The organism is Phenylobacterium aquaticum (assembly GCF_022695515.1).
Lineage (GTDB): Bacteria > Pseudomonadota > Alphaproteobacteria > Caulobacterales > Caulobacteraceae > Phenylobacterium > Phenylobacterium aquaticum.
In genome coordinates, this window is record NZ_JALDPT010000001.1 from 361,615 (window position 1) to 382,212 (window position 20,598).

The 20,598-nt window shown below is 69.3% G+C and carries 21 protein-coding genes; 2 read left to right on the forward strand and 19 right to left on the reverse strand.

Annotated elements, in window-relative coordinates; translation table 11 throughout:
* Positions 1-26: 26 nt before the first annotated feature.
* Positions 27-962, forward strand: a complete 936-nt coding sequence (locus MQH10_RS01670) for an alpha/beta hydrolase (RefSeq protein ID WP_242562333.1) — start codon at positions 27-29, stop codon at positions 960-962.
* A 21-nt stretch (positions 963-983) separates the two neighbouring features.
* On the opposite strand, the gene MQH10_RS01675 is transcribed toward MQH10_RS01670, so the two are convergent.
* From MQH10_RS01675 to MQH10_RS26265, 19 genes are all read right to left on the reverse strand, one after another.
* Positions 984-2,063, reverse strand: a complete 1,080-nt coding sequence (locus MQH10_RS01675; protein WP_242562334.1) for an alpha/beta hydrolase fold domain-containing protein — start codon at positions 2,061-2,063, stop codon at positions 984-986.
* Positions 2,060-3,466, reverse strand: a complete 1,407-nt coding sequence (locus tag MQH10_RS01680; RefSeq protein WP_242562335.1) for a sodium:solute symporter family protein — start codon at positions 3,464-3,466, stop codon at positions 2,060-2,062. The genes MQH10_RS01675 and MQH10_RS01680 overlap by 4 nt, the downstream gene beginning before the upstream one ends.
* A gap of 54 nt (positions 3,467-3,520) precedes the next feature.
* A complete protein-coding gene (locus MQH10_RS26250; RefSeq protein WP_272886632.1) occupies positions 3,521-4,183 on the reverse strand; it encodes an enolase C-terminal domain-like protein in 663 nt (220 codons plus the stop codon).
* On the reverse strand, positions 4,147-4,692 hold the full coding sequence (locus MQH10_RS26255; protein WP_336605023.1) for an enolase-like domain-containing protein: 546 nt from the start codon (positions 4,690-4,692) through the stop codon (positions 4,147-4,149). The genes MQH10_RS26250 and MQH10_RS26255 overlap by 37 nt, the downstream gene beginning before the upstream one ends.
* 34 nt (positions 4,693-4,726) lie before the next feature.
* Positions 4,727-5,419 carry an SDR family NAD(P)-dependent oxidoreductase gene (locus MQH10_RS01690; protein WP_242562336.1) on the reverse strand — a complete coding sequence of 231 codons (693 nt, stop codon included), beginning with the start codon at positions 5,417-5,419 and terminating at the stop codon, positions 4,727-4,729.
* 4 nt (positions 5,420-5,423) lie between these two features.
* Positions 5,424-6,368: a dihydrodipicolinate synthase family protein gene (locus MQH10_RS01695; RefSeq protein ID WP_242562337.1), complete on the reverse strand. Its 945-nt coding sequence runs from the start codon at positions 6,366-6,368 to the stop codon at positions 5,424-5,426.
* A gap of 23 nt (positions 6,369-6,391) precedes the next feature.
* Positions 6,392-7,195, reverse strand: a complete 804-nt coding sequence (locus MQH10_RS01700; protein ID WP_242562338.1) for an IclR family transcriptional regulator — start codon at positions 7,193-7,195, stop codon at positions 6,392-6,394.
* A 67-nt stretch (positions 7,196-7,262) separates the two neighbouring features.
* On the reverse strand, positions 7,263-8,864 hold the full coding sequence (locus MQH10_RS01705; RefSeq protein WP_242562339.1) for a carboxylesterase family protein: 1,602 nt from the start codon (positions 8,862-8,864) through the stop codon (positions 7,263-7,265).
* A gap of 6 nt (positions 8,865-8,870) precedes the next feature.
* On the reverse strand, positions 8,871-11,654 hold the full coding sequence (locus MQH10_RS01710) for a TonB-dependent receptor plug domain-containing protein (RefSeq protein WP_242562340.1): 2,784 nt from the start codon (positions 11,652-11,654) through the stop codon (positions 8,871-8,873).
* Between the two features lie 276 nt (positions 11,655-11,930).
* Positions 11,931-12,902, reverse strand: coding sequence for a P-type DNA transfer ATPase VirB11 (gene virB11, locus MQH10_RS01715; protein ID WP_242562341.1), 972 nt, complete (start codon positions 12,900-12,902; stop codon positions 11,931-11,933).
* A gap of 2 nt (positions 12,903-12,904) precedes the next feature.
* Positions 12,905-13,801, reverse strand: a complete 897-nt coding sequence (locus MQH10_RS01720; RefSeq protein ID WP_242562342.1) for a TrbI/VirB10 family protein — start codon at positions 13,799-13,801, stop codon at positions 12,905-12,907.
* Positions 13,802-13,930: 129 nt separating this feature from the next.
* Positions 13,931-14,740, reverse strand: coding sequence for a TrbG/VirB9 family P-type conjugative transfer protein (locus tag MQH10_RS01725; RefSeq protein ID WP_242562343.1), 810 nt, complete (start codon positions 14,738-14,740; stop codon positions 13,931-13,933).
* Positions 14,737-15,864, reverse strand: a complete 1,128-nt coding sequence (locus MQH10_RS01730; RefSeq protein ID WP_242562344.1) for a TrbL/VirB6 family protein — start codon at positions 15,862-15,864, stop codon at positions 14,737-14,739. Before MQH10_RS01730 ends, MQH10_RS01725 begins: the two co-directional genes overlap by 4 nt.
* On the reverse strand, positions 15,861-18,275 hold the full coding sequence (locus MQH10_RS01735) for a VirB4 family type IV secretion/conjugal transfer ATPase (RefSeq protein WP_242562345.1): 2,415 nt from the start codon (positions 18,273-18,275) through the stop codon (positions 15,861-15,863). Before MQH10_RS01735 ends, MQH10_RS01730 begins: the two co-directional genes overlap by 4 nt.
* Positions 18,276-18,282: 7 nt before the next feature.
* Complete coding sequence (locus MQH10_RS01740) at positions 18,283-18,567, reverse strand: VirB3 family type IV secretion system protein (RefSeq protein ID WP_242562346.1); 285 nt, start codon at positions 18,565-18,567, stop codon at positions 18,283-18,285.
* Position 18,568: 1 nt separating this feature from the next.
* Positions 18,569-18,694, reverse strand: a complete 126-nt coding sequence (locus MQH10_RS01745; RefSeq protein ID WP_242562347.1) for a TrbC/VirB2 family protein — start codon at positions 18,692-18,694, stop codon at positions 18,569-18,571.
* Positions 18,679-18,855, reverse strand: a complete 177-nt coding sequence (locus MQH10_RS01750; protein WP_242562348.1) for a hypothetical protein — start codon at positions 18,853-18,855, stop codon at positions 18,679-18,681. Before MQH10_RS01750 ends, MQH10_RS01745 begins: the two co-directional genes overlap by 16 nt.
* Before the next feature lie 17 nt (positions 18,856-18,872).
* Positions 18,873-19,067, reverse strand: coding sequence for a lytic transglycosylase domain-containing protein (locus MQH10_RS26260; RefSeq protein WP_272886633.1), 195 nt, complete (start codon positions 19,065-19,067; stop codon positions 18,873-18,875).
* Positions 19,067-19,396, reverse strand: coding sequence for a transglycosylase SLT domain-containing protein (locus MQH10_RS26265; protein ID WP_272886634.1), 330 nt, complete (start codon positions 19,394-19,396; stop codon positions 19,067-19,069). The genes MQH10_RS26260 and MQH10_RS26265 overlap by 1 nt, the downstream gene beginning before the upstream one ends.
* Before the next feature lie 297 nt (positions 19,397-19,693).
* Here MQH10_RS26265 and MQH10_RS01760 point away from each other — a divergent pair, with 297 nt between their 5' ends.
* Positions 19,694-20,593 (forward strand): intradiol ring-cleavage dioxygenase, encoded by a 900-nt coding sequence (locus tag MQH10_RS01760; RefSeq protein ID WP_242562349.1) that lies wholly within the window; start codon positions 19,694-19,696, stop codon positions 20,591-20,593.
* Positions 20,594-20,598: the final 5 nt, after the last annotated feature.

The window sequence follows — 20,598 nt, forward strand, 5'->3', positions numbered from 1 at the left end:
TCAGCCGGCGCCGAGGAAGGATTTCCATGCGAAAAATCACAGTCGGAACGCTGATCGCCGCGATCGCGGGCGTCGCGGCTAATCTTGTCGGACCGACCGGCGTCGCCCATGCCGCCGGCGAATGGGTCAACGAGGTGAAGGCGATCCCGAGGCCCATTGAGCCCGCGGGCATGGCCCTGCCCGTGACGGCGGCCCAGGTGAATCCCGCGCACGAGGCCTGGGCCCAGCAGACCTTCGACCAGCGGATGGCCTACAATGTCACCGAGCCCGTGCTGATCCCCGTGGCGGGGCCCCGAGCGCCGGTGGCGGACGGGCCCGCCGTGATCCTGGTCCCCGGCGGCGGGTTCCTCTATCTGGCGATCGACAACGAGGGCTACGATGTCGCCCAGCGCCTGAACGGCCTCGGCGTCCGGGTCTTCATCCTCAAATATCGCACCGCGCCGGCGCCCGACAGCTTCGAGGGGTTCCACCGGCTGCTGGCCGATCGCTTCCAGAGGGGCGCGCCGATCCAAAGCAAGATCGACCCGCTCACCTTCGCCGTGGCCGACACCCAGGCGGCGATCCGCCTGGTCCGGGCCCACGCCAAGGACTGGCGGGTCGACCCCAAGCGGGTGGGTCTCCTGGGCTTCTCGGCGGGCGCGGTCACGTCCCTGGCGGCGGTGCAGGCGAACCTCCCCGACGCGCGACCGGATTTCGTGGGCCTGATCTACGGGCCGACCGCCGGGAGCCCCCCGCCAAATCCCCCGCCCCTATTCTCCGCCATCGCGGCCGACGACCGTTTCTTCAACAAGCAGGACCTGGGTCTGATCACCGGCTGGCGGGCCTCGGGCAGCCCGGTGGAGTTTCATCTCTACAGCGCCGGGGGGCACGGCTTCGCATCCCATCCCACCGGCGCCACAAGCGACGCTTGGTTCGACCAGCTCGCGCTGTGGCTGCGAGCTCAGGGGATCACGGGGCGCTGATCCCCGAGATCGATCCTCATTTCAGACGGGCGGTGAAGAAGTCCGCGACGACGCGGTAGACCTCGCGCGCTTCCGGCAGTCGCTCATCATAGAAGAAGGCGTGGCGGCCGCCTCCCACACATGCAGCCGCGCGTCGACGCCCTGGGCGACCAGCCGACTGTGGAGATTGACCGCGCTGCTCATGGCGAAATCCCGGGTTCCGGTGACGATGAGGGTGGGAGGAAAGGCCGCCAGCGTGGCGCGATCCGCCGCCGGGAAAGCGGCGGGATCCGACGGCGGGGCGCCGCGCATATAGCCCAGCGCCGGCGGTTCGGCGGTCCCCGGTTGCGGCGGCGGGCTGGGCGCCTCGCCGTCGCCGAGCAGCATGCCGATGATGCGGGAATCGCCGGGCATGGTCGGGTCGCCGCCGGCGCAGAAGACGCCCGCCGCGGCCGGCCTGGGCAGGCCGTGGTGTTGGAACCAGGCCAGGGACTGCGCCGTCAACAGCCCTCCCGCCGAACAGCCGAACATGCCGATGCGCCTGGCCGGAATGGTCTTGAGGATCGTCCGGTAGACCGCGGCCACATCTTCGGACGCGGCCGGATATTGCGCGGCCGGCGCCAATCGATAGTCGACGCTGATCACCCGCAGACCGGTCAGGGCGGCGATCGGTATGGATTCCAGCCCCCCACACTCGACGAAGCATCCGACGAAGCCGCCGCCGTGGAGATTGATGAGCAGCTTTCCGCGATTGGCCTTGGCCACGCCAGCGCGCGGCTCGTAGATCAGGACCGGCACGCCGCCGACCGTAGCCGGTGTGACCGTCACGGCGTAGGCCGCCTTGGTGCGCTCCAGCCGCGGTCCGAACAGCGCGGCGTTCAGGTCCGCGATCGAGCGTCCCTTCAAGGACCGTTCCGTCAGGATGTGCTCCACGCGCGACGCATTGCCTTCCGGGCTCATCAGACCGCTGCTCGGGACTTCGATGGCCGGGATCGAGGTCGTTCCCGCAGGGCTGACCTCGACGGGCTGGCCGGCGAAGGCCGCCGGGACGCCGAGGCCTGCGACGGCGGACAGAAGGGCGACGGCGAGCCGCCGCAGGCCATGACGGGTTGCGCGGCTCATCGGCCGACCTCCTGCTGTTCAACGGATTGGGCTTGCGACCTGCCGCGGAGCACGCGGTCCGCGCCGAGAATGACGAAGGGCACGATCGCGGCGACATAGATGTTGTCGACGCCAAAGGGATTGCCGAGCAGATACCAGGCGGTGGTCGCAACCCCGCTGGCGATCAAGGCGGTCACGGCTGACCTGGGAGACCCCACCAGCGGAAGGAAGACGCCGATCAGGGCGACGATGGCGATCGACAGCCGCAGGGCGCGGGTGAAGAACGAGAGTTGCAGGATGTGCGGCGCGAAGAAGACGAACAGCAGCGGGGCCAGTCCCACCGCCAGCGCCACATAGCGGGTCGCCGTCAATTCCTGCTCCGGACCGGGCTTGCGCCAGGGCGCATAGAAGTCGCGCATGACGAGCGCCGTGGTGGCCAGCGCCACGGTGCTGACGCTGACCAGCACCGAGGCGACCAGCGACACCGTCACCACCGCCGCGAGGGGCGCGCCCATCTTGGAGATGAACACCGGCAGGGCGAACAGGCTGTCCATCTGGGGGAAGAGGTAGCGGGCGGCGACGCCGATGAAGGCGAGCGCGAAACCCAGCGGCAGGCAGAACAGCGCAGACAGGAGCACCGAGGTCCGGGCGGCGGCGGCGTCACGATTGGAGGCGATCGCCTGCACGATGTACTGGGTCGAGAAGATCGCCCCGACCGTGCCCACGATCCAGGCGAAGATGGTCGGCCCGCCCACGGCGCCGTCGATGGTGAAGTAGTGGGCCGGCAAGGCTTGGGTCATGGGCTGCAGGCCGCCGGTCAGATGCGCGGCGACGGCGACCAGGATGGCGATCCCGGCGAGCTTGATCAGGCTGTGCAGCACCGTGACATAGGCGATGCTCTTCAGGCCGCCGAAGACGTAATAGACCGCGCTGAAGGCGGCGATGACGAAGGCCGAGACGGTGAGGTTGAGGTGCAGGGCGCTGCTGATCACCGCGGCGCCGCTGAGATAGTTACCCACGTTCACGAGCAGCAGGGCGTAGATCATGATGATCGACACCACGATGCGGGTCCCATTGCCGAACCTCTGCTCGATCAGGCCCGAGATGGTGTGCTGGTTCGAATTGTAGATCTGACGGGCGAAGAACAGCCCCAGCAGCAGGAAGCCGACAGAGGCGGCGAGCACGGACCAGCCGGCTGCGACGCCCTTTTCGAAGGCCTCCTGCGCCGTCCCCACGGTGGACTTCGCCCCGATGAATTCGCTCATCAGCAGGACCGCGATCACCACGGCGGGCAAGGCGCGCGAGCCGACCATGAACTGCGCGTTGGTTCGGCTGCGCAGGACGATCGCCAAGATGCTGGTCAGCAGGATGTAGAGGGCGACCGATCCGATGATCGTCACGTCGCGCGCCAAGCCCGGATCCATGAAACCTCCCTGGGGTCGTCGACGCGTCGCCGCGTCGCGCCCTCGTCTTGTTGGTTATTCGGCCAGGTCGCGCATGACGCGGATCAGGTCCGTCTTGCCCTCGAAACCGATGCCCGGCAGGTCCGGCATGCGGATGCGACCGGCCTCGACCTTCACCCCGTCCGGGAAGCCGCCATAGGGTTGGAAGAGGTCCGGGTAGCTCTCATTGCCGCCCAGCCCGAGGCCGGCGGCGATGTTGAGGGACATCTGATGCCCGCCATGGGGAATGCACCGTGACGCCGACCACCCGGCGTTCTCCAGCACCTCCAGCGTCCGCATGTACTCGACCAGGCCGTAGGACAGGGCGCAGTCGAACTGCAGCCAGTCGCGGTCGGGTCGCATGCCGCCGTAGCGGATCAGGTTTCGGGCGTCCTGATGGCTGAACAGGTTCTCGCCGGTCGCCATGGCACCGGGGTAGAATTCCGCCAGCACCGACTGCAGGTGATAGTCGAGGGGATCGCCCGCCTCCTCGTACCAGAACAGCGGATAGTCGCGCAGGACCTTGGCGTATTCGATGGCGGTCAGGGTGTCGAAGCGGCCGTTGGCGTCCACGGCCAGCTGAGCGTCGGCGCCGATCTCGGCCAGGACCGATTCAATGCGCCGGGCGTCGATGGCGAGACTCTCGCCGCCGATCTTCATCTTCACGACATTGTAGCCGCGGTCGATATAGCCGCGCATCTCGGCGCGCAGGGCGGTATCGTCCTTGCCCGGATAATAGTAGCCGCCGGCGCGTAGACGAAGACCTCGGGATTGGCCTCGCGCCCAGCCCGCTCGGCCAGCAGCCGGAACAGGGGCTTGCCGGCGATCTTGGCCACCGCGTCCCAGACCGCCATGTCGATGGTGCCGACCGCGACCGAACGCTCGCCGTGGCCGCCCGGCTTCTCGTTGGTCATCAGGGCTTTCCAGATCCGATGCGGATCCAGGTTCTCGCCGGTGTCGTCGAGCAGGCTTGCCGGATCGGCCTCGCGAATGCGGTCGGCGAAGCGCTCGCGGATCAGACCGCCCTGGCCGTAGCGGCCGTTCGAGTTGAAGCCGTAGCCCACCACCCGGCGGCCATCGCGCACCACATTGGTGACCACCGCCACAAGGCTCGCGGTCATTTTGGAGAAGTCGATATAGGCGTTGCGGATGGGAGACGAGATCGGCTTCGTCACTTCGACGATGTCGATGATGCGAGGAGAGGTCACAGGTTATCCTTTGAGGTCTCGAAGACGGCGGCCGTCACAGGGAGGCGCCGCCGCAGATGAGCAGTTCCTGGCCGGTGATCGCCCCGGCTTCCGGCGACAGCAGGAACTCGGCGTAGGCGGCGATCTCCTCGGGCGCGATGTAGCGCCCGATCGGCGGGACCACTGGCGCGACCGTGCGGGTGGGGTCAGCCAGCATGGCGGTGGCGGTGGCCGCCGGCGCTATGACATTGGCCGTGATCCCGCGGGGGGCGAGCTCTATGGCCCAGGAGCGGACCAGGGCGGTGACAGCCGCCTTGCAGGCCGCATACTGGCTCTTGCCCGCAGCCCCCGAGCTGGTGCGACTGCCGATCGCCACGAGCCGGCCGCCCGCGGACATGGCCGGGACCAGGCCCTGGGCCAGCAGCACCAGAGCGCGAACATGCACCGCCCACATGGCCTCGCCGTCGGCGGGGTCGAGGGCGACGAGATCGCCGGTCCGCATGAATCCCGCCGCGTGGATCAGCGCGTCGACGGGCGGGAGGCTGCGGGTGAAGGCCTGGATCTGGCCGGCGTCCGTCAGATCCAGGACCCGCTCGTCAAGCCCCGGCAAGGGGTCCGACGAGACGGCCAGGTCCAGACCGATGACCGACCAGCCCGCTCCGACCAGCCGACGCGCGATCGCCGCGCCGATGCCCGAGCGGGCGCCGGTGACCACGGCCGTGCGGGGTTCGGTCCTTGGGGCGGGCATGGGCTCAGGCCGCGCTGCGCTGGGTGAGACCGGCGCTCACCACCGCAGCCTGGATCCGAGCCAGTTCGTCCGGCGAGGGGGCGATGGTCGGCGGCCGCACCGTCCCGCGATCGAGAATGCCGGCGGCGGCCATGGCCGCCTTCATGCAGGCGTGGGCCTCGCCCGTTGGCTCGCCGGCCCCATAGACGGCCTCCTTCAGCGGATCGATCATGCCCTGCAGCCTCATCGCCTCGGCCAGGTCGCCCCGGGCCACGGCGTCGAGCAGGTCCTGGATCAGGTTCGGGATCAGGGAGGCGAATCCGACGAGCGCGCCATCGACGCCCTGGACCAGGGACGCCAGGAGGTACTCGTCGTGGCAGGTCAGCAGCGCCTTGTCCGGCGCGACCGCGCGGATCGCCTTCAGGTCGCGGGCGTACTTGTTCATCTCGCGGGTGCCGATCTTGAAGGCGTGGACGTGGTCCAGCCGCGCGAGCTCCGCCAACAGTTCCGAGGAGAAGGAGGACCGGGTCCAGGCCGGATAGACGTGGACCACAAGCGGGAGCCGGGACGCCTCGCCGATCGCATTGAAATAGTCGAGCACGTGCTGGGGCCGGAACCCGAAGCGAAGCCAGTGGTGCGGCGGCATGATGTCGAGCGCCGACACGCCCGCCTGCTTGGCGAGCAGGGCCTGCTCGACGGCGTCGGTGATCCCTTCGCAGACGATCGAAGAGATGACCGGCACGCGGCCATCAACAGCCTCAACGGTGATCCGCGACACCTCCACCCGTTCGGCCGGCGTCAGGGAGAAGACCTCGCCGGTGTGCCCGTTGGTCATCAGGGCCTTGATGCCCCGCTGCGAGGCCAGCCAGCGCGCGAACCGCGTCAGGCCAGGGGCGTCGATGCTGAAGTCGTCGTTGAAGGGAACGGCGATCGCAGGGATCAGACCCTTGAGGTCGAGCGAGTGGGGCACGGGTGAGGACTCCTAACGGGGGTTCAGGTGATAGATCGGTGCGCGGCCATGCCGCCCGCGGCGCGGAGCGCCTCGGAGAGACGGGCGGCCGCGTCGCAGGTGAGCGGGGCCGCTTCGTCGATGAACTCTTCAAGGGTGCGTCCGAAGGCGGGCGCGGCGGCGCTGATGGCGGCGATCGGCACGCCGTCGACATCGGTGATCGGCGCCGCGATGACCCTCAGGCCGGTCACTGTCTCCTGGTCGGAAATCGCGTAGCCGACATTGGCCGCATGCGCGGTCTTGGCCAGGATCTCATCGACGTCGACGATGGTCCGATCGGTCAGGCGGCGGGGCGGCGCGGATTCCAGAATGGCGCGCTGCGCCTCGGGCGGCATGCGCGACAGGATCGCCCGGCCGATGGCGGAGGAGAAGGCGGGGACCCGGTTGCCCACCCGGATATCGACCGCCAACCGCTCGAGGCCGGCCTGGATCCGCTCGATATAGACCACCTCGTGGCCATCCAGCACGCCGATGGAGGCCGCCTCGATCCGGTCGCTGATGATCGCGCGCAGAAAGGGTCGGCCCAGGCTTCGCAGGTCGGACCGGGCGATGGCGTTGAAGCCGAGCTCCAGGCATTTGAACGTGAGGCGGAAGCGCCGGGTGTCCTGGATGCGCTCCACATAGCCCAGCATGACCAGGGTGTTCAGCAGCCGGAAGGCGGTGGCGTTGTCGAGCTTGGCCGCCCGCGCGATGTCGGCCAACACCATCTCGCAGGAATCCGGTCCGAAGGCCTGAAGCACCGAGAAGGCCTTCACCACCGATTTCACAATGTTCTTCTCATCCACCATGGTCGCCCTCGATCCTCATGTCCGTCCGCCCCCTGGGAGCGTCGGAGCCTCTCCTGTGTCAGGGGCGCTATTTGGCGTGGTTTTCGAAGAAGTTGAAAATCTCTGGCAGGGCCCGGTCGTAGGCGCTGGAGTGGGTTCCGCCTGAGACTTCCAGATAGATCGGGCTGACGCCGGCCGCGCGAAGGGTCGCAAGGGAGGCGCGAACCCGATCCAGCATGCCGAGTTCGTCGCGATCGCCGACCACGGCGAAGATGGGGGTCTTGGCCAGCCCCGGCGCATCTTCGGGCAGGACACCGCCATAGGCGCCCGGCGCGAGCGCCGCCCAGAGCTCCGGATGTTGTCCGCCGATCCACCATGTGCCGCCGCCGCCCATGGAATTGCCGGTCAGGTAGCGGCGGTGCGGATCGATATTGTATTCCGCCTCCACCAGCTCGGTGACCCGCAGCACATCGAGCTCGCTGCGGTGCTTGCGTTCGTCCTGGTCGCCGGCGATCGCACGGCTGAAGCCGCGCTGCGAGCCGTAGGCGCTGTTCAGTCGGTAGCCGAGCGGCGCGACGACGACGAAGCCGTGGCGATCCGCCAGCTTCTGCATTTGAGCGTCATTGCGCCCCAGCATGTTGGTCTCATCGAGGTTGGCGCCGTGCAGCGCCACCACCAGCGGCCATTTGCGATCCGGGGTCCAGGCGCTGGGTGCGAACACCTGGTAGGGCACGAGTTCGCCAGTCTCGGCGAACCGGTAGGCGCGGTTCTGCAGCCCCTTGGCCTGCCAGACGTCGTCGCGCCCCGCCTTGAGGTCAGCGACGATCTTCTGGGACCGGCTGATCGCGGCCGGGAAATCATAGGACACGATCTCACGCGCGCCGGCGTTGAGCGCCTTGGCCAGGGCGAAGGGATATTCCGCAATGGCCTTGGCCGGCTCATGTCCGCTGATCGACGCAAGGTCGGCTTTCAGCGCCGTGGCCCGCCGATCGAGATCGCGCACCAGATAAATGGGCTGGACCAGGCGGCCGGTCGTATTCGGCCCCGCGGAAATCGTGGCCACCAGCAGATAGGCGCCGTCCGGAGCGTCCTTCAGGGAGATCGGGATCGATTTCGGCGGCTGGGCGCCCAGCCGCCCGGTCGCAACGGTCCGGATGCGGGCGCCGAGCTTCGGCGTGGCGGAGGTCGTGGGCTCGCTGGAATAGAGATCGATCACATAGGTTGCGCCCCGCGCCGCCGCGGGGACGGGATAGGCCGCCTCGAAGGTCAGCGGATCGCCCTTCCCTGTCCAGACTGGGGCAGGCGACCGAAGCGCCAAGGCGCCGAGGAGCTCCTGTCCCGGCGTCCAGGCCTGGCCGGTCAGGAGGGCCACGGCGCGCCAGACGGTCCGGCGCGCCTCAGGGGGCTTTTCCCCTTCCGCCTGCCGACTGAGCGCATCGACCTGGGCCGCGACCTCAGGCGAGACCCCCGGAGCGGCCCGCAGCTGGCTGACGGTCTGGGCCAGCACCGACATCGGCGGGCGGAAGGCCAGGCGCCAGGCCGCCGCCTGCTGCACCTGGGCCGCCTTGGCGGAAGTTTCGTAGTCCACCAGGGCGGACTGGGCCGTGGCCACCGTCGCCGTCGCAAGGACGGCGACGGCGACCAGGGCCGCGCCCGCTCTCCACCGGTGTATCAGCTGAGATCCGGACATGGCGGCCTAGAACCCGAACCGCAGGCCGAGCTTGAAGGTCCGTCCGACATAGTCGTACGGATTGCCGCCCAGATTGATGGCCGCGATCGCATAGGCCGGCGGATTGGTGTCGAACAGGTTGTTGGCGTTGGCGAAGACCTGGTATCGGCGCTCGCCGACCTTGAAGTCGTAGGTCCCGTTCAGGTTCACATAGGCCAGAGCCGGGTAGACGTTCTTGTTGATGCTGTTGGACAGGGTCGGCGAATAGCCGGCCTCGCCGGGGCCGATGAACAGCGCCGAATAGCGGATGTCCGAGAAGGCGCGGACCTGGACGCCCACGGTGAACGGATCCAGCCGGTAGTTGAAATAGGCCGATCCGACCCATTTCGGCGAGCCGCCCTGGACGCCCGCGTTATCGACGGTCACGCCGCTCGGGCCGGGCCGGTCCGTGGTCTTCAGGTGTCGCAGATTGGTCGCGAAGACGGTCATGTCGACCGAGCCCGGCAGGTGCAGGGCGCTGAGATCGGTCCGATAGCCGACCTCGTAGTCGACCCCTTCGGTCTCCAGGACCGACTGGTTGAAGGGCTGCACGAAGACCTTGGCGATGCCGAAGCTCGAGCTGTCGAACTGGATCGCGGAGCAATAGCTCTGAACGCCCTGATAGCAGCGGGCCAGGATATCCGTGGCCGAGACCGAGGCGATCACGTCATTGACCTTGATCTTGTAGTAGTCGACCGACAGACGGGCCCCGGGAAGGAAGCCGGTCCGGCCCTGGAAGGTCCCGCCGACCGCGAAGGTGTCGGCTTCCTCCGCCTTCAGATCGGGATTACCGACCGTCTGCACGGGAAGGCGCGCCGACTGTCCGTTGAACGGATTGACGAAGGACCCCGTCGCGGAGATGCCGCCGACCAGGAACAGGTCCGACAGGGACGGCGCGCGAATGTCGCGCGAGCGGGTCGCCCGCAGGCGGACACCCTCGATCGGCTCATAGGTTCCGCCGATTTTCCAGGTCGTGACCTGACCGCTGATCTTGTAGTCGGTGGCGCGCACGGCGCCGTTCAGGCCCAGCGAACGGACCAGGGGCAGGTCCGCCAGCAGCGGAACCTCGACCTCCAGATAGGCTTCCTTGACCGTCTCCCGGCCGCCATAGGACTTGTTGTTGCCGGAGGAATAGAGGCCCTGCTGCTGAAGGGCGTCGGCCGTCTGCCTCAGGCTGTCGCGGCGATATTCCGCGCCCGCGGCGAAGGAGACCGGGCCCGCGGGCAGATCGAACAACTGGCCGTTCAGGTCGAAGGCCAGGTCGTGCCGGAGCATCTGGTCCTTGGTGTACTCGATGCCCGCCACATAGGCCCGCGCGGCGGCCGAGGGGGCCCCTGTCCCGAACGGGTTCAGCGGGACGCAGCCCGGCTGCACATTGGCGACGGTGATGGTGTTGGTCAGCCGGTTCGCGGCGAAGTTGGGGTTGGTGGCGAGCGAGCCGCAGACGATGTTTCCGGTGGCGTCGACGACGGCGTATTCGGCCGCGGCGAGATTGGCCTCGCGGGTGCCATAGACCTGGGAATCGATCAGCGACTTGCCGTAGCCATAGGTGAGGTTCCAGTTGAACTTCTGGAACACCTTGCCCTTCAGGCCGGCCGAGGCCTGGATCGTCTCATAGGTGTTGTCGCCCGTGGTCCCGAGCCATTCGGTGTCCACCCGGCCCATGTCGAACTGGGTGATGTTGTTGGCCGCCATAAGGGCCTTCATCGCGGCCGGCAGATAGGGGTTGGTGGCCAGGATCGTGACGGTCGGCGTCTGGTGATATTGCGACTTGGTGAAGACGTTGCTGGTCGCATAGCCCGCCTGGAAGAAGGCGGTGGTGTCCTGGTTGATGTCGTAGGTGGCCTTGGCCATCGACGAGAACTGCTCGAGCGGCTGCTTGAGCTGCCACTGGGCCAAGGGCGTGGCGATGTGGTTGCTCGACGAGTTGATCATCAGATTGCCGAACACCGGCCCGCGCACGAGCTTGGTGGTGCTGCCGTCCGCGTTGAACGAGAGCTGGTTCAAGACCGTCGAGGTCGCGCCCGTCGCGGTCTTGGCCGTATTGATCACGCCGCCCGGCGTCTGGGTCGCATATTCGACGCCCTCGGCCCAACCGAAGGCCGGCGTCCCGGCGGCGCGCGTCGCGCCGAATGAGATCGGCGTGCCGGAGTTGCCAGGCTCAACGGCGGCCCAGTCGCGGGTATAGATGTTCCCGATGCCGTCGTTCTTGTTGTAGTCGGCGCCGACCACGACCTGGAGCCGGTCGTTGAGCAGGCGGAAGCCGTCGGCGAGGCTGACCCCGATCTCCTTGTTGTCGCCCTGCGAGGACTGGCCGGCATAGACCGCGCCCTGCAGCTGGTCGATCCGATCCTTCAGCACGAAATTCACGACGCCGGAGACCGCGTCCGAGCCGTAGGCCGCGGAGGCCCCGCCCGTGACCACCTCAACGCGCTTGATCAGCTCGAGCGGGATGATGCTGGTGCTGGTCGTCGCCGAGGAGTTGGTCGGCACGGGCCGCTGGCCGTCGATCAACAGAAGGGTCCGCTGCGACCCCAGGCCGCGCAGGTTGGCGAGGCTCTGGCCGGTCGAGATGGAGCCGGCGTTCCGCTGAACCTGGTTCGGCCCAGACGAGGGCCGGAAGGCCGGAAGCTGGTTCAGGATGTCGTCCGCCGACGAGGGCGCCGTCTGCTTGATCTGCTCGGTCCCCAGCACCGTGAGCGGGGTGGGCGAGGTCATTCCGGAATTCTGGATCCGCGTCCCGGTCACCACGACCTCGTCGACCGTGGTCACCGCCGGCTTGGCTGCGGCCGTTTGGGCCGCGGCGCCCTGCGCACCGGACAGGAGAGCGAGCGCGCTCGCGCCGCTGACCCAAAACGCCGCCCTTGCAGAAATTGTCATTGTGTCTCCTCCCCAGAGATCGTATTGTTCGGATTGCGAACTTTAATTCGCAATATGAATAACAGGCTGTCGCGACGCTTGGCAAGAGCCCTGCGTCGGGCGGTCGTTTTCCGGATTGCGATGGGGCGGCGGTGTCCGCGGAGGCTGCGTGAGCAAGCCCCCGGGTCGCTAGGACTGAGTCACACGCAGGTCGAGGATTCGGCGCTGTCCGCCGATGCGCCCGAGCTGGACGACCACGTCGACCAGGGAGGCGACATAGTCCAGCACCTCGCGACGCGACAGACCCAGGCCCGTTTGTTGGACCATCAGGACGATCTGCTCCAGGGCGCCCTCGGGGGAATTGGCGTGCACCGTGGTGAGCGATCCCGGGTGGCCCGTATTGATGGCGCGCAGGAAGGTCACGGCTTCGGCGTCGCGAATCTCGCCCACGATGATGCGGTCGGGCCGCAGGCGAAGGGCCGCCTGCAGCAGGTCGTCGACTCCGATGCGGGCCTCTCCCAGTTCGCCCTTCACGGCGACGAGACCCAGGGCGTTCGGCTGGCGAACCGCCACCTCCGGCGTGTCTTCGACCAGGACCAGCCGCTCGGTGTCCGGCACAATCTTCAGGAGGCTGTTCAGGAAGGTGGTCTTGCCCGAGGAGGTGCCGCCGGAGATCAGGATCGTGCGCCGCGCCAGGACGGCCCGACGCAGGAAGTCAACAGGGTCGGCGCGGGCCGCGTCCGGATCGAGCCGGCCGGCCAGCGCCTCGACAGGCGCCAGAGGGCCGTGATCATAGGCCTCGAGCGGCAGGTCGGTCAGGACGTGGCGGCGTATGGCCATGGCCCAGTGCCGGCGCGTGGCCGGCGGCCCCACCATCTGGATCCGGGCCCCGTCGGGCAGGCTCGCGGCCAGCAGAGGGTTCTCACGATTGACGCCCTGGCTGGAGAGGCGGGCGACCTGGGCGGCCAGGCGCTCGAGCAGCAGGTCCGTGACCTCGGGCGCCTCGTGGCGACGCATGACGGGCTCGCCAGCCGATTCGATCCAGACCTCGCCGGGGCGGTTGACCAGGATCTCCGTCACGCCCGGCTGCTCCAGCCAGGTCGCGAAGGGCCGCAGATAGGCGCGCAGATAGACGCCTTCGAGAGGGGCGGGCTCGGCCACGGCTAGAAGACCAGGTCCCGGGCCACGAAGACCTGGATCGGCGCGCCCTGGGCCGCCCGGACGGTCGGGGCGATGCGACCGTCGGTCTGCACCGCCTGGGCCGCGGCGCTCTGGGCCTGGGTGGAGGTCCCGATCACCAGGGTGTTCGAGGAGGAGTCCCCCAGGGACTGCGCCGCCCCGCCCACCACGGACAGCAGCATGGCCGAGCCGAACCGTTGCAGGAAGTGGCGATCCACCCGCCCCGCGACACCGGTCTCGCCGTTCGCGTCCATCGCCGGCGAGGCCAGCTGAATGGAGACGCCGTCCGGCCGGATCAGACGGGTCCAGATGATGAAGACCCGCGACTGGCCGGTGGCCACACCGCTCTTGTACTGGCCGACCAGCCGGCTGCCACGGGGGATCAGGACACGGGCGCCGTCGAAGCTGCGGACGTCGCGGCTGACCAAGGCGCGCGCATAGCCGGGCAGGTCGGAATTGACCGCGGTCTCCAGCACGGCCGCGATCAGGGCGCCTTGCACCACCGTATCGGAGGGGGCGGAGAGCGCGGTCGCATGGGCGACCGGGGGCGCTTCGGCCCCGACCCGTCCGGCGAACTGCTCGTCCTGGCTCAGGCCCTGGGCCTGGCCGGGCGCGGCCTGCGAGGTCTCGGCGGGTCGCGGCGATCCCGCCTCCAGGCCGGTGTTGTCGACCACCATGGGCAGGGCGCGGGACTGATTGGGATCGAGCTGGCCGCCCGGCGTCGGCGCGGGGGCGGCCGCCGGCGGGGGCGTCGGGCGATCGGCGTCCCGCGCCAGGGGAACCGGTGTGGCGGGAGCCGCGGCCGCCGGCGTCGCGGGTGCGGTCCGCTGGTGGGACATGGAGACGAAGGTGGCGGCCCCCAGGGCCAGGGCCCCGACCATGCCCGCCGCAAGGACCAGGCCGTCGCCGGCGCCGGCGTGCGGGCGACCCGCGGCAGGACCGGCCGGGCGGCCTGGGCGAGATCGGCGGCGGACAGGGCCAGGCGCGGATCGCGCCCGCTGCGGTCGGCGTCAGCGAACATCGGCGGAGCTCCGGAAGAGGCGAGCGAGCCCGGTGGGCGGCGGCTTGACCTCGGCCCGCGCTCGCGGCGCGGCGGCGTCCAGCTCCGGCGCCCGGTAGGCGTCGTTATAGAGGGTGGCGACGAAGGCCCCGCGGCGCAGAACGAAGGACGGCGCGATCTGGTCGGCCACCAGATAGTCCCCGCGGGCGCTGAAGTTGACGAGGGTCTCGGTCTTGTCCGACCCCACCGCATAGACCGCCGGCGCCGCGACGGCCGGGTCCCACTGGAACCAGGTGGAGCGGCCATTGTCGAACACGCGCAGGGGCGCCGCCTCGCGGCTGCCGGCGAAGCTGTAGGCGGTGTTGCGCAGCTCCGGCGCGGGCGTGACCGGCTCCGCGGCGGCGACCGGCGGCGGCGGCGCGGCGGGTTCTGGCTCAGCCGGGTACTTGAAGCGCAGGTCATAGACCACCTGCCCCCTGGCGCAGGCCGCCGTCGGCCGCGCCGCCAGTTCGAAACTGTAGCGTCGACGATCCGTGGCCACGGTCATGTTGCTGTGGGTCGACCGGTAGGCGGGCTTCACAAACAGGACATTGGCCCGCTTGTTGGGCGTCACCAGCCACTGTGAGGCCTCGCCCAGCCCGACGTTCTCGATCCGCTCGCCCTCGGCGAACTCGATCATGGTCTGGAACCCGAAGCAGCCGTCGAGGCGGACCACGGCGCGATCGTCATAGGGGACCTCGCGAATCCGCGCGTCGGCCAGCGCCAGGCCCGGCGCCAGGAGGGGGGCCGCGCAGAGGGCGGCGAAGAACAGAGGCTTCATGATCCAAGGGGTCCTGAAAGAGAGCGGCCGGGCGTGCGCAGGGTCTGGCCCAGCCCCCGGGCGAGCGTCGTCCCGCCCAAGCCCGGAGCCGCCGCCGGAGCGGGGGCGGAGGTCCCGGCGGCGGATCGGGCGACGCCGGTGATCCGAAGGTCCCGCGTCGCGCCGGAGACCAGCTCGGCGACGCGGGCGTCGGCGCCTGAGACCACCTCGGCGCGCGCCGAGGACTGTGCGGACGCCGACTCGGGGGGTGCGGGCGCGGGCTCGCGGCTCGCGGCCGGACGCCAGTCGCGGGTGAGCATGAAGGCGGCCCAGGCGAGGGTGAGGGTCAGGCCCGCATAGATGAGGGCGGCGAGGAACAGGGTGACCACCGGGCGCAGGTCGCGGACGGCGGCGGCGGGGTCGTCGGCGATGGCGACCACCAGGGGGTTGAGCAGATCCAGCGCCCCTGCCCCGCCGACCACCACCAGCAGGGGCGCGAAGCCAAAGCCCACAGAGGTTCTGAGCCAGCCCTGGAACAGGCCTCGGGTGGCGTCGAACAGGCCCGTGGCCACGAACAGGGGCCCCAGGGCCAGGAGGACCGCCAGGACGACGTGGGTGATCACCAGGAGGCCCGCCGTGGCCAGAAGCAGCACCAGGCCGCTGAGCCAGAGAAGCCGAAGCGCGGTCTGGACTTGGGGCGTGTTCGGGCCGGCCTGGGCGCCGAGGCCCTGGGCCGCCTGCACCACGCCGTCGAACAGGATGTCGAGCCGCCCGGCGAAGGCCTGGGTCGCGCCGCCCCGGCCGCCCATCAGGGCCTGGGCCACCTGGTCGGGACCGCCCGTCAGGAGCCCGTAGATCACCGCGTGATAGGCGGGCCAGGCGGTGGCGAAGGTCAGGACCAGCCCCAGGGTCAGGACGCGGGGGGCCAGGGCCGGCAGCGACAGTCGCGTGCGTCCGGTGATCAGGCCGAGCGCCAGGAAGGCGACATAGAGGGTCAAGGCCGAGGTCAAGGCCGCGCTGAAGGTCCCGCCGCCGGCGAACAGCCGGCCGTAGCCCTGGGCCACAGCCAGGTTCACCTGGCAGTCGAGCACCTGCAGACCGGCCGAAAGGCCGGCGTCCGGGCTCAGACCTCCGCACGCCGTCATGACACGCTCCGCAGACGCGCGCCGCGGCGGGCGGGCGTCGGTCCCGGCCAGGGCGTGCCGACCAGTTCGCCCCACCAGTGCGCGGGATGGTCGCCCAGTCGGCGACGCAGCTCGTCCAGGCGCCGGACGCTTGCCTCTCGCCCCGAAAGCACGGCGACCAGATCCGGCATGCCCGACAGATCCAGGCGGGCCACAACGCTGTGGCCGCCGTGCTTGACCAGGAAGCAGCGGGACTCGCCCGGCAGGGCTCGGACCAGGTCGAGCTCATGGCGCGTCAGACCGAAGCCGGCGCAATAGTCCTCGGCCCGGGCCCTCGGATTGGGCATGAAGAGCTGGGTGGCGGCCTGCTCGATCACCGCAGAGGCGATGGCGCTGTCCAGGGCGTCGCGGGCGCTCTGGGTGCCGAAGCCGACGATGGCGTTGCGCTTGCGCAGGGTCTTCATCCAGTCGCGGATGCGAGCGGCGAAGACCGGGTCATCCAGGGCCTTCCACCCCTCGTCGATGACGATCAGGGTGGGCGAGCCGTCGAGACGCTCCTCCACCCGGTGGAAGAGGTAGAGCATGGCCGGGGTGCGCAGGGCGGGGCTGTCCAGGAGCTCGGTCATGTCGAAGCCCAGGGTCGCGGCGCCGATGTCCAGGCGGTCCTGGGGCGCGTCGAACAGCCAGGCGTGTTCGCCCTCGCCGCACCAGGGCGCGAGGCGGGAGGCCAGATCGTCCGGCCCCGGACGACCGCGGCCCTCCAGCAACTCCCGGAAGTAGCACAGCCGGCGATAGACGGGGTCCTGGTCGTAATTGGCGTCCACCGCCGCGGCGATCAGGGCGTCCTGAGCCGGCGTCAGCCCCTCCCCGCGGCCGGTGACCAGGGACGCGATCCAAGTGCGCAGGAACGCGCGATCGGCGGGCGTGTCAGGCAGCTGAAGCGGGTTGAATCCGGTGGGCTCGCCGGGCCGGAGACTGGCGTAGACCCCGCCCGTGGCGCGCAGGAAGATCTCGGCGCCGCGGTCCTTGTCGAAGAACACCGCCCGGTCGGCCAGCTTGCGCGCCTGGGCGGCCAGGAAGTTGAGCGCCACGGTCTTGCCCGAGCCCGACGGCCCGATCACCGTGAAGTGGCCCAGGTCGCCCTGGTGGAAGTTGAAGAAATAGGGCGTGGCCGAGGTGGTCTCCAGCACCGACACCGCCCGCCCCCAGTGACCGCCCTCGGCCTGGCTGATGGGAAAGCCGTGCAAGGAGGCCAGGGCGGCGAAGGCGCCGCTGCTCACCAGGGCCGTGCGGGCGCCATAGGCCTCATTGCCCGGGAGCTGGGCCCAGAAGGCGGGCTCCAGGGCGAGATCCTCGCGCACCGCCACGGCGCCCACATCGGCCAGGGCGGCGGCGCAGTCTGCGGCGGCGGCGTCCAGGGCCTCGAGGCTGTCGGCCCGGACCAGCACGCTCATCTGGTGCTCGCCGAAGGCCGCGGCGCCTGACGCGATGTCGTCCTTGGCCGCCGTCAGACCGTGGCGGAGGCTGGCGCTGTCGTCATCGGCGGCCCGCATGCGCCGCACGGCCAGCCCCACCCGTTCCTGGGCGATCTGGCGGTCGACGAAGGCGAAGCTCTCCGAGACCGTCATCTCGTAGGGCAGCCGCAGCAGGGCGTCCAACATGCCCGGCGTCGCCTGGGGCGGGTAGTCCTTCAGACCGAGGATGGCGGAGAAGTCGCTCCGCCCGTCCGGACGCCGTCGCTCCACGGCGTCGAGGCCGAAGCTGGTCCGGACATAGGGGATGTGGCGGCCGACATCGCCGACCGGCCTGAGCATGGGCCGCAGTTCGCCGTTGTAGAGCGCCGAGAGAAACTCCAGCGGCTCGGAACAGACGCCATGCGGGGTCGGGTAGTCGTCCAGGAGCCTTGCGCCATAGGGACCCAAGGCCGCCATCAGGGTCTCGCGGGCCGCATCCAGATCGCGGATCTCGGCCGCCCGGTCGCCGGACCTGATCCCGCCCATCAGGTCGGACAGGCGGTGGGCCAGGCCCGCCTTGCCCCGGGCCGGGCGGCGCAGGAGGGTCACGAACAGGTCGTTCACGAACAGGCGCCGCTCCGCCATCCGCGCCTGCCAGCGCCGGTCGATCTCGGCGCAGATCGGGTCCTCGAAGCTGGCGGCCTGGGAGACGCTCACCCGGCGGCGCAGAATGTGGTGGCGGATCACGAAGCGCGAGCCGCCCAGGGCGCGCAGCGCCGCCTCCCGGGCCGCATGTCGGCGGTTCAGGTCCTCGGTGTCGGCGGTCTCAAAAGACAGGCCCTGCAGGTGCAGCACCTGCATCAGGCCGCCATCGCGCAGCACGACCGTGCGCCCCTCGGCGACGGTGGCGTAGGGCAGTCGTTCGCCCGCTGATCTTTCCCGGGCCATCCAGGCGGCGAAGCCGGTCCATGCGCTCATTGCAGCCTCACGGGGCATAGGAGTTGCAGCCCCAGCGCCGCCAGTTCGGCAGACGCGGACAACGGCTGACCCGCGCGATCCACAGGTCGAAAATCCGGGGCTCCTTCAGGCAGGCGAGGTAGCCCACGCCATGCAGGACGGCCGCCAGCAGCAGCGCCCAGAAGGACCGCGTGACCAGAAACGCTTCGGTGGTCAGCGCGCCGTTGAGGGTGAAGAAGCTGTAGGTCACGCCGGCGAACATCTGCGGCTGGGTCAGGGCGCGGAAGACGGGAACCCGGATGAGATCGGCCATGTCAGCCCGCCGCGGCCCGGATGCCGGCGACGATGGTTGTGGCGCCGAACAGAATGAAGCAGCCCAGGATGACGGTGGCGCCGAAACGCCAGTTCAGCCGGCCGGTCAGCATCAGGAAGCCCACCATGGCCACCGCAATCGCGCGCGCGTGGCGACGTTGCCGAGCAGAGCCCCCTGGATCCAGGCCAGGGCGTTGTTGATCGGCTCAGCGCCCGCGGGCTCGGCGATGGCCAGGGCCGGGGCGGCGGACATCAGGGCGGCGAGGGAGAAAGCATGGGTCTGGCGCATCGGCGGGCTCCGGGAGGTCAGCGAGGGGAAGGCAGGGCGCGGTCGGCCAGCCGCTCGAGGTTGCGGCCGACATAGGTCTGGGTCTCTGCGATGGCGGGCACGCCCCCGGCCCGGGCCACCCTGGCCGGACCCGCATTGTAGGCGGCGAGGGCCAGATCGACGGCCCCGTCAAAGCGGTCGAGCTGAGCGCGCAGATAGGCCGCGCCGCCCATCAGATTCTGCGAGGGGTCCCAGGGGTCGACCCCGAGGCGGCCGCGGTGGCCGGCATCAGCTGGGTCAGGCCGATGGCGCCGGCGGCCGAGCGCGCCTTGGCGTCATAGCCGGACTCGGATCGGACCAGGGCGTCCAGCAGGTCGGGGCTGAGGTCGTAGGCCGCCGCCGCGGCGACCAGGTCGGCGGCGTAGGGTTTCGCCTGCGCGGTTGGGGCGGGGGTCCCCCAGCCCGGTCCGACTTTCACGACCTCACCGTCCGCGCCGATCTCGATCACCTGGGCCCGCGCGGGCGCGGCCGTCAGCAGGACGAGGATCAGGAGTGTGGCCAAGAAGAGACGCCCCGACAAAACACGCTCAGAGACCTGGCAAAACAGATTGTCCCGCCGCACGTCATGTCGGAATGGTCGCCTGGATGACATAGATCAAAACCCTCGTCGCGACGCGTCGATATTCTGATTACATTTCCAATATGCCTCGCATGACCTCAAAATGACGGAGTTGTATTAGAACAATTTCGATATGAATTGCGCCTGATACGGTTTTTTCTCAATTCAGTCGAATTGAAATGGCTCGAAATCTCCTTCACGCCGAGGGTCAACTCCCGGGGCGCAAAGAGGAGATGACCCATGACCGATCACGCCCACGACCACATCGACGACCATGACCGGGGCCTGCAGCATGACCTTCAGGTGATGGCGGCCCAGATGCAGCGTCGGCGTCTGCTGGGGTGGCTGGCCACAGGCGGGTCCGCGGCCCTGCTGGCGGCCTGCGGCGGCGGCGGCTCGAGTTCGAGCACCACCAGCTCGACGGCGTCCACCACCAGCACGACGACGACCACCACCACGACCACGACGACGTCGTCCGGATCTTGCGTGGCGGATCCGACCGAGACCAACGGCCCCTACCCCTCCGACGGCTCGAACACGGTCAATGGCGTGGTGTCGAACATCCTGACCCAGAGCGGGGTCGTGCGCAGCGACATCCGGTCGAGCTTCGGCAGCTCCACCACGACGGCGCCCGGCATTCTGGTGACGCTCACCCTGACGCTGGTGAACACCAACAACGGCTGCGCGCCGCTGTCCGGCTACGCCATCTATCTCTGGCACTGCAACCGCTCGGGCGAGTATTCGCTGTATTCCTCGGCTATCCAGAACGAGAACTATCTGCGCGGGGTCCAGGTCACGGATTCGAGCGGCAAGGTCACGTTCGTCACCATCTTCCCCGCCTGCTATGACGGCCGCTGGCCGCACATGCACTTCGAGGTCTATCCGAGCCTGGCGACGGCGACGAGCTATGCGAACCGCGCCCTGGTCTCCCAGCTCGCCATGCCCACCGACATCTGCAACACGGTGTTCGCGACCACCGGCTACAGCGCCAGCGTGACCAACTTCGCCAAGGTCAGCCTGTCGACGGACGGCATATTCGGGGACAACACCTCGGCGCAGATCGCCGCCATGACCCCCAGCTTCAGCGGCAGCACCAGCGCCGGCTACACCGCCACGGCCACCATCGGCCTGGCGGTCTGATCCTG

What these genes read in the sequence shown, in the direction of transcription:
- MQH10_RS01670 (WP_242562333.1), top strand. Translation starts at nt 27, where the DNA reads ATGCGAAAAATCACAGTCGGAACGCTGATCGCCGCGATCGCGGGCGTC.
- MQH10_RS01675 (WP_242562334.1), bottom strand. Translation starts at nt 2,063, where the DNA reads ATGAGCCGCGCAACCCGTCATGGCCTGCGGCGGCTCGCCGTCGCCCTT.
- MQH10_RS01680 (WP_242562335.1), bottom strand. Translation starts at nt 3,466, where the DNA reads ATGGATCCGGGCTTGGCGCGCGACGTGACGATCATCGGATCGGTCGCC.
- MQH10_RS26250 (WP_272886632.1), bottom strand. Translation starts at nt 4,183, where the DNA reads ATGCGCGGCTATATCGACCGCGGCTACAATGTCGTGAAGATGAAGATC.
- MQH10_RS01690 (WP_242562336.1), bottom strand. Translation starts at nt 5,419, where the DNA reads ATGCCCGCCCCAAGGACCGAACCCCGCACGGCCGTGGTCACCGGCGCC.
- MQH10_RS01700 (WP_242562338.1), bottom strand. Translation starts at nt 7,195, where the DNA reads ATGGTGGATGAGAAGAACATTGTGAAATCGGTGGTGAAGGCCTTCTCG.
- MQH10_RS01705 (WP_242562339.1), bottom strand. Translation starts at nt 8,864, where the DNA reads ATGTCCGGATCTCAGCTGATACACCGGTGGAGAGCGGGCGCGGCCCTG.
- MQH10_RS01720 (WP_242562342.1), bottom strand. Translation starts at nt 13,801, where the DNA reads ATGGTCGGGGCCCTGGCCCTGGGGGCCGCCACCTTCGTCTCCATGTCC.
- MQH10_RS01725 (WP_242562343.1), bottom strand. Translation starts at nt 14,740, where the DNA reads ATGAAGCCTCTGTTCTTCGCCGCCCTCTGCGCGGCCCCCCTCCTGGCG.
- MQH10_RS01730 (WP_242562344.1), bottom strand. Translation starts at nt 15,864, where the DNA reads ATGACGGCGTGCGGAGGTCTGAGCCCGGACGCCGGCCTTTCGGCCGGT.
- MQH10_RS01735 (WP_242562345.1), bottom strand. Translation starts at nt 18,275, where the DNA reads ATGAGCGCATGGACCGGCTTCGCCGCCTGGATGGCCCGGGAAAGATCA.
- MQH10_RS01740 (WP_242562346.1), bottom strand. Translation starts at nt 18,567, where the DNA reads ATGGCCGATCTCATCCGGGTTCCCGTCTTCCGCGCCCTGACCCAGCCG.
- MQH10_RS01745 (WP_242562347.1), bottom strand. Translation starts at nt 18,694, where the DNA reads ATGGTGGGCTTCCTGATGCTGACCGGCCGGCTGAACTGGCGTTTCGGC.
- MQH10_RS01750 (WP_242562348.1), bottom strand. Translation starts at nt 18,855, where the DNA reads ATGCGCCAGACCCATGCTTTCTCCCTCGCCGCCCTGATGTCCGCCGCC.
- MQH10_RS26260 (WP_272886633.1), bottom strand. Translation starts at nt 19,067, where the DNA reads ATGGGCGGCGCGGCCTATCTGCGCGCTCAGCTCGACCGCTTTGACGGG.
- MQH10_RS01760 (WP_242562349.1), top strand. Translation starts at nt 19,694, where the DNA reads ATGACCGATCACGCCCACGACCACATCGACGACCATGACCGGGGCCTG.